This is a genomic window from Pseudomonas parafulva (genome assembly GCF_002021815.1).
Classification (GTDB): domain Bacteria; phylum Pseudomonadota; class Gammaproteobacteria; order Pseudomonadales; family Pseudomonadaceae; genus Aquipseudomonas; species Aquipseudomonas parafulva_B.
The window spans coordinates 1,762,895-1,774,567 of sequence record NZ_CP019952.1; the positions used below are offsets into that span (position 1 = coordinate 1,762,895).

At 60.9% G+C, this 11,673-nt stretch carries 11 protein-coding genes; 5 read left to right on the plus strand and 6 right to left on the minus strand.

Annotated elements, in window-relative coordinates; all coding sequences use genetic code 11:
• Window positions 1-374: 374 nt before the first annotated feature.
• The 4 genes from B2J77_RS07875 to B2J77_RS07890 all read right to left on the minus strand — a co-directional run bounded on the left by B2J77_RS07875 (window position 375) and on the right by B2J77_RS07890 (window position 4,197).
• Window positions 375-1,292, minus strand: coding sequence for a class I SAM-dependent methyltransferase (locus tag B2J77_RS07875; RefSeq protein ID WP_078478319.1), 918 nt, complete (start codon window positions 1,290-1,292; stop codon window positions 375-377).
• A gap of 117 nt (window positions 1,293-1,409) precedes the next feature.
• Complete coding sequence (glsB, locus tag B2J77_RS07880; RefSeq protein WP_058639778.1) at window positions 1,410-2,330, minus strand: glutaminase B; 921 nt, start codon at window positions 2,328-2,330, stop codon at window positions 1,410-1,412.
• 97 nt (window positions 2,331-2,427) lie between these two features.
• The gene (locus B2J77_RS07885) at window positions 2,428-3,222 is read right to left on the minus strand and encodes a substrate-binding domain-containing protein (RefSeq protein ID WP_078478320.1); all 795 of its coding nucleotides are present in this window, start codon (window positions 3,220-3,222) and stop codon (window positions 2,428-2,430) included.
• Window positions 3,223-3,303: 81 nt separating this feature from the next.
• Window positions 3,304-4,197, minus strand: coding sequence for a LysR family transcriptional regulator (locus tag B2J77_RS07890; RefSeq protein ID WP_078478321.1), 894 nt, complete (start codon window positions 4,195-4,197; stop codon window positions 3,304-3,306).
• A 146-nt stretch (window positions 4,198-4,343) separates the two neighbouring features.
• Between B2J77_RS07890 and B2J77_RS07895 the strand changes: the two genes are divergently transcribed.
• The 4 genes from B2J77_RS07895 (at window position 4,344) to B2J77_RS07910 (ending at window position 9,558) form a co-directional block, all read left to right on the plus strand.
• Window positions 4,344-5,423, plus strand: coding sequence for a 4-oxalomesaconate tautomerase (locus tag B2J77_RS07895; RefSeq protein WP_078479404.1), 1,080 nt, complete (start codon window positions 4,344-4,346; stop codon window positions 5,421-5,423).
• 71 nt (window positions 5,424-5,494) lie between these two features.
• Window positions 5,495-6,814, plus strand: coding sequence for a C4-dicarboxylate transporter DctA (dctA, locus tag B2J77_RS07900; RefSeq protein ID WP_058639776.1), 1,320 nt, complete (start codon window positions 5,495-5,497; stop codon window positions 6,812-6,814).
• A gap of 119 nt (window positions 6,815-6,933) precedes the next feature.
• Window positions 6,934-8,238: a CitMHS family transporter gene (locus B2J77_RS07905; protein WP_027916232.1), complete on the plus strand. Its 1,305-nt coding sequence runs from the start codon at window positions 6,934-6,936 to the stop codon at window positions 8,236-8,238.
• Window positions 8,239-8,304: 66 nt separating this feature from the next.
• Complete coding sequence (locus tag B2J77_RS07910; protein ID WP_078478322.1) at window positions 8,305-9,558, plus strand: OprD family porin; 1,254 nt, start codon at window positions 8,305-8,307, stop codon at window positions 9,556-9,558.
• A gap of 43 nt (window positions 9,559-9,601) precedes the next feature.
• On the opposite strand, the gene B2J77_RS07915 is transcribed toward B2J77_RS07910, so the two are convergent.
• A complete protein-coding gene (locus B2J77_RS07915; RefSeq protein WP_078478323.1) occupies window positions 9,602-10,117 on the minus strand; it encodes a DUF4880 domain-containing protein in 516 nt (171 codons plus the stop codon).
• Window positions 10,118-10,552: 435 nt separating this feature from the next.
• The gene (locus B2J77_RS07920) at window positions 10,553-10,864 is read right to left on the minus strand and encodes a DUF6124 family protein (RefSeq protein WP_078478324.1); all 312 of its coding nucleotides are present in this window, start codon (window positions 10,862-10,864) and stop codon (window positions 10,553-10,555) included.
• A 130-nt stretch (window positions 10,865-10,994) separates the two neighbouring features.
• Between B2J77_RS07920 and B2J77_RS07925 the strand changes: the two genes are divergently transcribed.
• On the plus strand, window positions 10,995-11,648 hold the full coding sequence (locus B2J77_RS07925) for a LexA family protein (protein ID WP_078478325.1): 654 nt from the start codon (window positions 10,995-10,997) through the stop codon (window positions 11,646-11,648).
• The last annotated feature ends 25 nt before the right edge of the window (window positions 11,649-11,673 follow it).

The following is an 11,673-nucleotide window of genomic DNA, read 5'->3' on the forward strand; positions in this document are numbered from 1 at the left end:
TTAGGCGTCTTTTTTCGTTTTTGTTATTTCATGCGCCTACTGACCCCAAGCCTGCTTCTTTTTTCGTTCGCCTGGATCAACACCGCCATGGCATTGGACCCGAACGAGCAAGCCGATGCCGTATATTCACTGACCTGGCAACCGACATTCTGCAAGATGCGGGTTTGATGAATAGTTCAAGTCCCGCACAGCTGGCAATTTTGCCAGTTGTGCACGGTTCTTCTCCCCCTGACACTGCACCCGTGTGTGAAGGAACTGAACCGAATCACAACTAAGGGCGCGCCTGCCTCTGGTCCAGTTCTTTCACACCCTACTTTTTTCCTGTGCAGATCAATCCATACCCGAACACCTGGCCTGGATACGAGCCGCCTGCCTCATGGCTTGACGGACGTCGTCGAGCATAGCGACATCGTAGGCGGGTCGTCAGGCGTGAATGCCATTGCAGCATCGAGGGGGTTAGTGGTCATCATACGCATGGCGCCTTGCTGCTCAGACTCGACGTGCGGCGTGTGTTCCACAGGTTGCACCACCAGGGACGTCACGCTGGCCTGCTCGCGATGGTGCTGCAGCAATTTCTCGACCATATCCTGTGTGGTCGGCGTCTGAGCCCGGTCGATCACTGACAGCACACCGCCAGAACGAAGAATGCGATCAGCGATCTCGTAGACCCTGTTCTGCACGAAGATCCGATGTTCATAGGCTGTGGGCATCAGCGCCAGATCGACCGCGGCGTTGTGCCCACGTGCATCATGGGTACCGAGCAACCAGCACGCGACGGCGTCGAACTTTGGCTGACGTTCGAGCCATGCTTCCAGGGCGGGGTCGTTCAGGGCATCGCCCTCGATGAGCAAACAGTCCGCTTGGGGCGCTTCTGGGATTTCGCTGTAGATCAGCCGGTAGGCGTTTTCATCCAGGCTAACCGGCGTTTCCCTGGCAATGACCTCGACGCAGAAGCCTTCGTCGGCCAGCCGCTTGCGCGTCGCCGCAATGCACTGGGGGTTCTCTTCCACGCACACGACGGTATGCCCCTGTTGCAGCAGCGCCAGCGTGGAATGGCCGACGCCACAGCCAATCTCCAGGGTACGCGGGAAGCCCTTTACGCGTTCGGCCATCCAGGAATAGTGGCCCTGGGCCAAGTGACCTTCGGAGTTGATGCCCCAGCTCTTGATGTACGCTTTGCGAAAGCTCTTCAGTTGATAGAGGGCTGACGGCTGCAGGCCACTGCCGCCGCCGATAGCAGGCTTTCTCTTGGCTTTTTTCAGGTCACGTCGTCTTTTGCTGTTGATGCTCATGGCTGCTCTCCCTGAGGGCCTGTATGTGCATCTGGATCTTACTTAGGACGATCGTACTTGACTGTAAACAAGGGGTTTGCACGTCTGATAAGGGTTCCGACGTGTAGGAAATGGCCCTCACGGTACCGCCGAAAAAACCGACCCCGTAATGCGCTCGCTCAGCAATTCCAATGCGCGAATACCTGCCAGCGAATTGCCAGAAGCGTTAAGCGCTGGGGACCAGACGCAAATGCTGTACCGCCCGGGGACCACTGCCACGATGCCGCCGCCCACGCCACTCTTGCCCGGCAGGCCCACACGATAGGCGAAATTGCCGGCTTCGTCGTACAAGCCGCTGGTAGCCATGATGGCGTTCACCTGCTGGGCCTGACGTGCGCTGAGCACGTGTTCACCGCTGTGCGGGCAATAGCCGCTGTTGGCCAGAAACGCAAAGCCCCGCGCTACGTCGACGCAGTTCATCGACAGCGCGCAGTGATGGAAATAGCTGCTCAGCACCGCGTCCACGTCGTTATGAAAGTTGCCAAACGCGGTCATCAGCCAGGCCATGGCGGCATTGCGTGCGCGGTGCTGGTATTCGGACTCGGCCACCACCGTGTCGCTGACGATGCGCGGGTTGCCAGCCAGGCGGCGAACGAAGTCGCGCATCGACAGGGCAGGGGTGGCGAAGCGTGACTGGTTGATGTCGCAGATCACCAGTGCGCCAGCATTGATGAACGGGTTGCGCGGGCGACCCTTTTCCACCTCCAGCTGCACCAGCGAGTTGAAGGCCTGCCCCGAAGGCTCGTAACCCAGGCGTGACCAGATGTCCTCGCCGCTATGGTTGATCGCCTGGACCAGGCTGAACACCTTGGAAATGCTCTGGATGGAAAAGGGTGTGTAGGCATCGCCAGCGCAGTGCAGCTGGCCATCGAGGCTGTGCACTGCGATACCCAGCTGGTTGGGGTCGACCTGGGCCAGGGCGGGGATGTATTGCGCGACCTGACCCTGGCTGAGCAGTGGGCGCACCTGGTCGAGGATCTCTTGCAGCATGTCTTGCATCGCGACGGCCTTGGGAACGAGGAAGGATGGGTCTCAGACGCTGCGGCACGCCGGCAGGGCACGCCTTCGATCAACGTGCCCGGGCGAGGGTTGAAGTTTAGTGGGCCGTGTGCGGCAGCGGGGTCAGGCCGCTTTTCTCGATGGCGGCGTCCGCCTGGGCAGAGGCCATGTAGTCAAGCAGCGCCTGGGCCGCCGCCCGGTGCTGGCTGTTGGCAACCACCGCACCCGAATACATCGTCATCTTTTGCCCCTCGGCCGGGATCAGCCCCACGATGTCGATGCCGGCCACCGGCTTGAGCTCGCTCAGTTGCTGGAACCCGATGGCTGCCTGGCCGCGTGCGACCACCTTGCCGACGGGCTCGGCAGGGATCATGTGGGCTTTGTGGGTGAACCCTTCGCCCAGGTTCATGCTCGGGAACAAGGTTTTGGACAGGTACACCCCGCTGGCGCTGTCGGAGTAGGCAACCGAGGGGCTATCGAGCAGCACCTGACGCAACTCACCCATTGTGCCGATAGCCGGCTTGGGCTCACCTTTGCGTACGGCCATGGCAATGAACGACTTGCCCAGGTCGATGCGGCTGGCCTTGTCGGCCTTGCCGTCGGTGACCAACTTGTCCAACGCCGAGCCCACCATCAGCACCACATCGGCCGGCTCGCCCCGTTGCAGCCGATTCGGGATGGCTTGCGGGGTCTGGCCCATCGATGGCGCGGCGAGCACGTTGAGCTTGACCCCGTAGGTGTGTTCATAAGCCGGTGCAACGTTGCGGATGGCGCCCATGATGCCGCCGGAGCTGAGCACTGTCAGCGTGGGGGCCTGGTCAGGGGTGGGCTCTGCGGCAGAGCAGGCAAAGGTGGCGACCAGCAGTGCCGTGCAGGACAACGTCTTGAGCATGGGAAAACTCCGAATAAAACGCATAGCTTATTGGCAGGCGGGCCCAGCGCTGAATTAACCGGCGTTAATAATGTTTCATGCTCAGCGGTTCGGCCATTTCTCCAGCAGGATCGACACGAACTTCTCCGCTGCTGGCGACAGCGAGGCGCCGCGGCGGTAGACCAGCCCCAAGGTGCGGGTGACCTCTGGCTCAATCAACGGCACGCTTACCAGGGTAGGGTGGTCTGCACTGGGCATGGCCAGGCTAGGCATGGCCGATACGCCAAGCCCGGCCTCGACCATGCCCAGGGACGTGGACAGGTGCTGCACTTCGTAGAACCATTTGGGCCGCAGATTCAGCCCGGCCAGAGCGTGGTCGAGCAACATGCGGTTGCCGCTCAATCGGCCGACACCGATCAAGCGATAGTCGGCAAGCTCGGTCCAGGTCACTGCATTGCGGTCGGCCAATGGGTGGTCGCGCCGGCAGGCCAGCACGAAGTGCTCTTGCACCAAGGACACGAACTCGATGTCCGGATGCTGGCCGCTCATCATGTTGATGCCAAAATCGGCTTCCCCGCGCAGCACGGCCTCCAGGCCGTCATTGGCGCTCAGGTCCAGCAGGCGAATGCGGATCTTGGGATACTGGTCGTTGTAATCGCGGATCACCGACGGCAAGAAATAGAACGCTGCAGTCGGGATACAGGCCAGCGTCACCTGCCCGGTCTGGCGCTCGGCCAGCTCCCGGATGCTGAGAATCGAATCCTCGAAGTCGTCCAGCAGGCGCCTGGCCTTGGGCAGAAAATCGCGGCCTACGCTGGTCAGGCTGACACGGCGGGTGGTGCGCTCCAACAGTGAGGTGCCTAACCCTTCCTCCAGCTTCTTGATACGTCGACTCAAAGCCGGCTGTGACAGATGCAGCACTTCAGCGGCCTCGTGGAAGCTGCCGAGTTCGGCGATTTTCACGAAAGATCGTATGTCTTGAAGCTCATATTCCACGATTCACCTCAGGTCGAAGTCGATTTTTATTATGTTGTAAAACGGAATAATCGCTACGATATTTGCATTGGAATGATTTATCCATCCCTGTCACTCTTTTGCTCACGGCATCAATGATGTCCATTGATCAACAAGAGTGCGAAATCATGCAACGAATTCCTTGCGTACTCATGCGCGGCGGCACTTCAAAAGGGCCGTTCTTTCATGCCTGGGACTTGCCTGCCAATGTGGTCGAACGCGATGAATTGCTCATCGACCTGATGGGGTCCGGCCACGAGCTGGAGATCGACGGTATCGGTGGCGGCAGCCCGCAGACCAGCAAGGTCGCGATCATCAGCCCGTCGCTGCATGCCGACGCCGACGTCGATTACCTGTTCGTGCAGGTGATGGTCGCCCAGCGCCGCGTGGACACTGCGCCCAACTGCGGCAACATGCTGTGCGCGGTCGGTCCTTTCGCCATCGAGCAAGGGCTGGTCAAGGGCCAGGAAGGCAAGACCCTGGTGCGCATTCGTAACCTGAACACGGGCACCTTCGTCAACTCGCTGGTGGAAACCCCGGGTGGCATCGTGCGCTATGAAGGGCGTACCGCCATCGATGGCGTGCCCGGCACTGCCGCGCCGGTGCACCTGACCTTCCTTGATGCGGTTGGCAGCAAGACCGGCAAGCTGTTCCCCACTGGGCAAGCCAAGGATGTGATCGATGGCGTGCCCATGACCTGTATCGACATGGCCATGCCCATGATGGTCATCCAGGCCAGTGACCTGGGCATGACCGGCGCCGAAACGCCCGACGAGCTTGACGCCAACGGCCCTCTGCTCAAGCGTCTGGAAGCCCTGCGCCTCAAAGCCGGCAAGGCCATGGGCCTTGGCGATGTCAGCGGCATGGTGATCCCCAAGCCGGTACTGGTGTCCAAGCCGCGCTACGACGGCACGCTCCAGGTGCGCTACTTCATGCCGCATAATTGCCACCGTGCCCTGGCGATCACCGGTGCTGTGGGGCTGGCCACTGCCTGTGTCAGCCCCGGCAGCGTCATTGTGGATCTGCTGGGCGAACAAGCCTTGGACCTGAGTCAGGTTCGTCTTGAGCATCCAAGTGGTGGCATCGACGTCGCGTTGTCACGCAGCGGCGCTGATGGCAAGACCCTGCAAGCCTCTGTAGTACGTACTGCCCGGCGGCTCTTTTCAGGGTTCGTCTACGCGCCTACCTTGCGCAGGTTGGCTGGCTAGCCACCTCAAGGGTCGACCGCTGTACCTTGCAACAAGCGCATCCGCACAATATGAACAATGGGTGATGCCTCATGAAACTTGCCAAATCGCTGTACTTCCAGATCCTCTGCGCCGTCGTGCTGGGCGTAGTGGTCGGTCACTTCTGGGCGCAACAGGCCGTTGCGCTCAAGCCCTTGGGCGATGCCTTCATCAAGCTGGTCAAGATGATGATCGCGCCCGTGGTGTTCTGCACCATCGTCACCGGTATAGCCGGCATGACCGACAAGCGCTCGCTCGGGCGCTTGATGAGCAAGACACTATTGCTTTTCCTGGGGCTGACCATTGTCAGCCTGATCATCGGCTTGGCTGCGGTGTACCTGTTCAAGCCAGGGGTCGGCATGAACATCGACCCGGCCACCCTGAGCACCGAAGGCTTGACCCAGTTCACCGCCTCGGCCGCCAAACTGGGCGTGGTGGACTTTTTCATGCACATCATCCCAGACACCTTCATGGGGGCGTTCAACAAGGGTGAAGTGCTCCCCGTGCTGTTCATTGCCGTGCTCAGCGGTTTCGCGCTGTCGTCCATGGGCGAGAAGGGCAAACCGGTGCTGGACGTACTGGAAGCGGCCTCGGCCATGGTGTTCCGCATCTTCGGCTACCTCATGCGTTTCGCACCGGTCGGTGCGTTCGGTGCCCTGGCGTTCACGGTCGGGCAGTACGGCGTCACCTCGCTGGGGTCGCTCGCCAAGCTGATCGGTACGCTCTACATTGCCTGTGCGTTCTTCGTCCTGGTCGTGCTGGGCGGCATCTGCCGCGCCCATGGTTTCAGCCTGTGGAAGCTGCTGCGCTATTTCCGGGAAGAGTTCCTGGTGGTGCTGGGCACTTCTTCCACGGAACCTGTGTTGCCGCGCATGCTGGAGAAGCTGGAAAAGCTTGGCTGCAAGAAAGGGGTCGTCGGCCTGGTACTGCCTACCGGCTACTCGTTCAACCTCGACGGTACGGCGATCTACCTGTCCTTGGCCGCCGTGTTCATTGCCCAGGCCTGCAACATCGACCTGAGCCTGGGCCAGGTGGTGACCATGCTGGCGATCATGCTGCTGTCGTCAAAAGGCGCAGCGGGCGTGACCGGTAGCGGCTTCGTGGCCTTGGCCTCGACCCTGACAGTCATCCACGACATCCCGTTGGCAGGCTTGGCCCTGCTGATCGGCATCGACCGCTTCATGTCAGAGGCTCGCGCCCTCACGAGCCTTGCCAGCAACGCCGTGGCCACCGTAGTGGTGTCGATTTCCGAAAACGCGTGTGACAAGCAGATACTGCTCAGCCGCCTCAACGGCGAGCCTGTGGTCGAGCCGGCACCCGCCGCGGTGGGCCCTGACGCCACCTGGGTCGCCAAACCAAGCCATCACGGATAAGACGTCCGCAACACCCTGACCTCAAAACGCTGCAACCCGCGCGCAGGAACGCGCGCGGGTAGGGGGCTCGTCTGCGTCATCGACGGCCCAAACCGGATAAAAACAAGAGAGAAAAAGCCATGCTCGCACTCCTGGGCCTGATCATGGTGGTGACGTTCACCTACCTGATCATGAGCAAACGCTTGTCCCCGATCGTCGCCTTGACGGTCGTGCCCATCGTCTTCGCACTGGTGGGAGGCTTTGCACCTGACCTTGGCAAGATGATGCTCGATGGGCTGAAAATGGTAGCCCCGTCGGCCGCCTTGCTGCTGTTCGCCATCCTGTTTTTCGGCTTGATGATCGATGCCGGCCTGTTCGACCCTCTGATCCGCAAGATTCTCAAGCGCGTCAACGGCGACCCCATCAAGATCGCCATTGGCACTGCATTGCTGTCGCTGCTGGTGGCGCTGGACGGCGACGGCACCACCACCTACATGATCACCTGCGCGGCCATGCTGCCCTTGTACAAGCGCATCGGCATGAACCCGATGATCCTGGCAACGGTGTCAATGCTGTCGCTGAGCATCATGAGTGGCATGAGCCCCTGGGGCGGGCCTGCCACCCGCGCCATCGCAGCACTTGGGCTCGATGCCACCGACTATTTCATTCCCATGCTGCCCACGGTGATCGGCGGGGCCGCCTGGGTGGTGTTCACCGCCTACCTGCTGGGCCGTGCCGAACGACGCCGCATTGGCAACGTGGCCCTGGAGTCCGGCGGCGGCAACTGCTACATCAAGGAAATCCTGGGTGATACGCCCCACAAGCGCCCGCGTCTGGCCTATGTGAACCTGGTGCTGGTCATCGTGGTCATGACCGCGCTGGTGCTGGGCCTGATGCACGCGGCGATCCTGTTCATGATCGGTTTCGTTGCTGCGCTGATGATCAACTACCCGCAGCTGGAACTGCAGAAAGAACGTATTCTGGCCCATTCGGGCAACGCCATGACCGTGGTGCTGCTGGTGTTCGCCGCCGGTATCTTCGCCGGTATCTTCTCGGGCACCAAGATGGTCGATGCCCTGGCGCAAACCCTCGTGGACTGGATCCCGGAAGCCTGGAGCCACTGGTTCCCGCTGGTGGTGGCGCTGACCAGCATGCCGCTTACCTTCGTGCTGTCCAACGATGCCTATTATTTCGGCGTGGTGCCGATCCTGGCCAATGCAGCCGCCGCCTATGGCATCGACCCGGTGGAGATCGCCCGCGCCTCGGTGCTGGGCCAGCCGGTGCACTTGATGAGCCCGTTGGTCGCCTCGACCCTGCTGCTGGTGGGCATGGTCGACAAGGACATCGGCGACTTCCAGAAAGCCACGGTGAAGTGGGCAGTGCTCACTTCGCTGGTCATCACTGCATTGGCGGTGTTGACCGGCGCGCTGTCGTTCTTCGTCTGAACGGTGCGGGCGCCCCCAGGCGCCCGCCATCGCTTACACCCTAAAAACAACAATAGAGTACCGATCATGTCCTTGACCCTCGCGCGAGGGGCCGCCTGTGGCCTGCTCTGCGGCTGCCTGCCTGTGGCCGGCGCTACCGATTTCATTGAAGACAGCAAGCTCAAGCTGCAACTGCGCAACGTCTATTTCAACGAGAACTTTCGCGACGAACAGGGTATGAGCCCCCGCGCCGCAGCCACTGCCAAGAGCGAGCGTACCGAGTGGGCGCAGGGCTTCTTGCTCGATTACCAGTCGGGTTACACCCCCGGTACCCTGGGTCTGGGGCTCGATGCACTGGGCCTGTTGGGCGTGCGCCTGGATTCGGGGCGTGGCCGCAGTGGCACGGGCCTTTTGCCTGTGCATGACGATGGCCGGGCCGCCGACACGTTCGCCAGTGCCGGCGTTACGGTCAAGGCGCGTGTTGGGCAGAGCCTCGTCAGGCATGGCACCCTGTTGCCGAAGTTACCAGTGCTGGTGCATAACGATGCTCGCTTGATGCCGCAAACCTACCAAGGCACGCAGCTCACCAGTACCGCCCTCGATAACCTGACCCTCACGGCCGGGCACCTGACCCGTTTCAAGCAGCGCGATTCATCCAACAGCACCGGCCTGTACCTGGACGGCTACAGTGGCGGCGAAGCCGGAGACTTCAGCTTTGCCGGCGCCGACTACACCTTCAGCAAACAGCTGCGCCTGAGCTACTACCACGGCCAGCTCGAGCACTTCTACCGTCAGGACTTCGCCGGCTTGGTTCACGACCATGCGCTGGCTGGCGGTGTACTGACCACGGACCTGCGTTACTTCAAAAGCAAAAGCACCGGCGCGGCCTACGGTGGCCCGATCGACAATGACATGCTCAGCGGTCAAATCGCCTACACGCATTCCGGTCACACGTTCGGCGCAGGCTATCAGCAGCTCAATGGCAAAGCGGGACTGCCATACATCAGCGGCGCGACGGTGTATTCATTCAGCAACGTGGGCATCGGCAAGTTCATCGAAGAAGATGAAAAGACCTGGATGGCGAGCTATGTCTACAATTTCGCCGCTGCCGGGGTGCCGGGGTTGACCTTCATGACCCGTTACCTGAGCGGCGATAACGGCCGTTCTGGCGCGGCGGGCCTGAGCGAATGGGAGCGCGACGCAGAGCTTGCGTACGTGGTGCAATCAGGCCCCGCCAAAGGGCTTGGCGTCAAGCTGCGCAACTATGTGTACCGGTCGGACTTTGCCCGTGGACGCGACAGCAATCGGCTGTACCTGACGTACGACATCGCGCTGTGGTAAGGCGCTCAAAGCGCAGGCGTCAGCTACGGGCAATGGCTCCTTTTCACGTCCACAGCCCCAGCAAGACCAGTACGGCCATGCCCAGCGCGGCGGCAATCGAGCATCCACCCAGCGACAGGGCAGCGCGACCCTTGCGATACCAGCCATCGCGGCCCAAGGCCAGGGCAGGCGCGTAAAGGCTGCGCCAGCGCAGTTCAGTAGCGTGGAACGCCTGCAGGTGGTTGGGCGAGGCGTCCAGCCAGCGACGAAAGTCGATACGCTCGCAGGCGGTGACGTCCGGGCTCTGCAAACGCACATACCACCGAGCTGCCTGGCTCGTTGGGCCATCGGGGCGGGGCTGACCGGCGAGCAACGCCTGGACCATGAGACGCTCGACACTGCGTAGGGGCAAGCCTAGACGTGTGGCGACCCTGGCCTGGGCCAGCTGATCGAGACGGCTTAGCAGAAACACTTGTTGCGCAGCGCGTGGCAGGCGCTTGAGTGCGAGCAACAGGGCAGCATCGCTATCGGCAGCGTGCTCGGGCAGAGGCGTATGGAGGCGCAAGAGCATGCGGGTCATGAGCAGTTCCTTGCTAGAGAGCAGATGGGGACATCCGTAGAAGCCGAGCTTAGGCTTAACGAGATTGATTCTCAAGTGCTGAATCGGCAAACTTTTGTAATGGCCGTTCACCCCCGGAAACACTTTTGCTACCATCGCCGCCATCACGATCTTCATTAGCCTGAAGAGCCAAAAAAAAGACCCAGCAAAAAGCTGGGTCAAAAACCGTGATTAGCCTGATGAGGAGATAATCCGAGAGCGACCTAAGCTCCGGTTTATCCAGCTGATCTCGCGATCAGCTGAGTGCAATAATAATCGTTATCATTTGCCAGTCAAATGATTTTTTATTCACGACGGTAGAAAATCTACCGCTGCGCTTCCTTGTCCCCCAAAGCGGGGCCTTGGCTTTACACGCCAAGCGCCTACTGCGTTCCCTCTCATTCACGGCAACCTGCCTCAAGCGGCGGGGTCTGCCGTGCGCTGGTGTTCCAGCAGCGCGCGAGCCATGTCCATCATGTGCATCAAGGCAAACAGCAGCTCTCGCTGGCCACCGTGCTGGTGGGTGGCGGTTTCCTGGGCGGTTGCTGCCGCACAGCGCAGCAGGGCAATGGCATGCTCCTGTGCTTGATCACGTGTGACGCCTTCGTGAAGCGTCCAAATCCTGTTCTCAGGCGTAGGGCGGGGCGGGTTGGGGTTTAGGTAATAATCCAGCGCGCGGCGGGCGGCTTCGCTGTCGAGATCTGTTTCGTCGTTTTTCGGATGTTTCATTGCGATACCTTCCAGGTTCTCGTCAAACACAATGAACTCAGAGCATAGGTCAATTTGTATTTTCTAGCGCCAAATAAATAATTCAGATTGTGTATTGCTGCTTCCAATACAGTCCGTATTGTTGCCGCTCATGGAAAATTGGAATGCATTTCTCAAGCGCTACAAGCGCGAACACAACCTCAGCCAGTTGAAACTGGCCGAGCGCCTGGGCATGACGCAAGGTGGGGTAGGGCACTGGCTTCGCGGCACCCGTCGTCCCACGTTGGAGACCATCAACGAAAAACTGGAAAAGCTCGGCCTGGTCTTTCTGGAGGCGCAGGTCATGGTGGTCGAGCGCGACCTGATGCGCGAATCACCTGGCCGCTACGGTGCTCAGCCGCCTGTTTCCGCACAGGCCCTGCTCTATGCGAGCTTTCGCTTTCCGGTGCTCAAGTGGGCGGACTTGCAGGGCCCGTTGCCTGAAACCAGTGAAGTGCACGAGCAGACCGACTACATGCCTGCCGGCAATGCGTTCTGGCTTGCCGTGGAAAACGACTCGATGAACGCTGCCAGCGGCAAGAGCGTGCCCGAAGGCATGCGCGTGCTGGTCGATACCGGGTTGCCCGTGGAGCCCGGCAGGTTGGTGATCGCACGCCAGCCTGGCAAAGCCCCCGTGCTCCGCCAATTGGTCGAAGAAGGCGGCGACAAGATGCTCAAGCCGTTGAACACCCGTTACCCCACGGTGCTCTGCGAAACCGGCTGTGAGTTCCTGGGCGTGGTAGTGCGGGTACACGGGGCGTTCTGAGGCCACGTGGCCCGTGCGGTGAGGC

Excerpts from the sequence above, each read along its gene's own strand:
- B2J77_RS07910 (WP_078478322.1), top strand. The coding sequence starts at position 8,305 with ATGTCCTTGACCCTCGCGCGAGGGGCCGCCTGTGGCCTGCTCTGCGGC.
- B2J77_RS07875 (WP_078478319.1), bottom strand. The coding sequence starts at position 1,292 with ATGAGCATCAACAGCAAAAGACGACGTGACCTGAAAAAAGCCAAGAGA.
- B2J77_RS07915 (WP_078478323.1), bottom strand. The coding sequence starts at position 10,117 with ATGACCCGCATGCTCTTGCGCCTCCATACGCCTCTGCCCGAGCACGCT.
- B2J77_RS07885 (WP_078478320.1), bottom strand. The coding sequence starts at position 3,222 with ATGCTCAAGACGTTGTCCTGCACGGCACTGCTGGTCGCCACCTTTGCC.
- B2J77_RS07925 (WP_078478325.1), top strand. The coding sequence starts at position 10,995 with ATGGAAAATTGGAATGCATTTCTCAAGCGCTACAAGCGCGAACACAAC.
- glsB (WP_058639778.1), bottom strand. The coding sequence starts at position 2,330 with ATGCAAGACATGCTGCAAGAGATCCTCGACCAGGTGCGCCCACTGCTC.
- B2J77_RS07905 (WP_027916232.1), top strand. The coding sequence starts at position 6,934 with ATGCTCGCACTCCTGGGCCTGATCATGGTGGTGACGTTCACCTACCTG.
- B2J77_RS07895 (WP_078479404.1), top strand. The coding sequence starts at position 4,344 with ATGCAACGAATTCCTTGCGTACTCATGCGCGGCGGCACTTCAAAAGGG.
- dctA (WP_058639776.1), top strand. The coding sequence starts at position 5,495 with ATGAAACTTGCCAAATCGCTGTACTTCCAGATCCTCTGCGCCGTCGTG.
- B2J77_RS07920 (WP_078478324.1), bottom strand. The coding sequence starts at position 10,864 with ATGAAACATCCGAAAAACGACGAAACAGATCTCGACAGCGAAGCCGCC.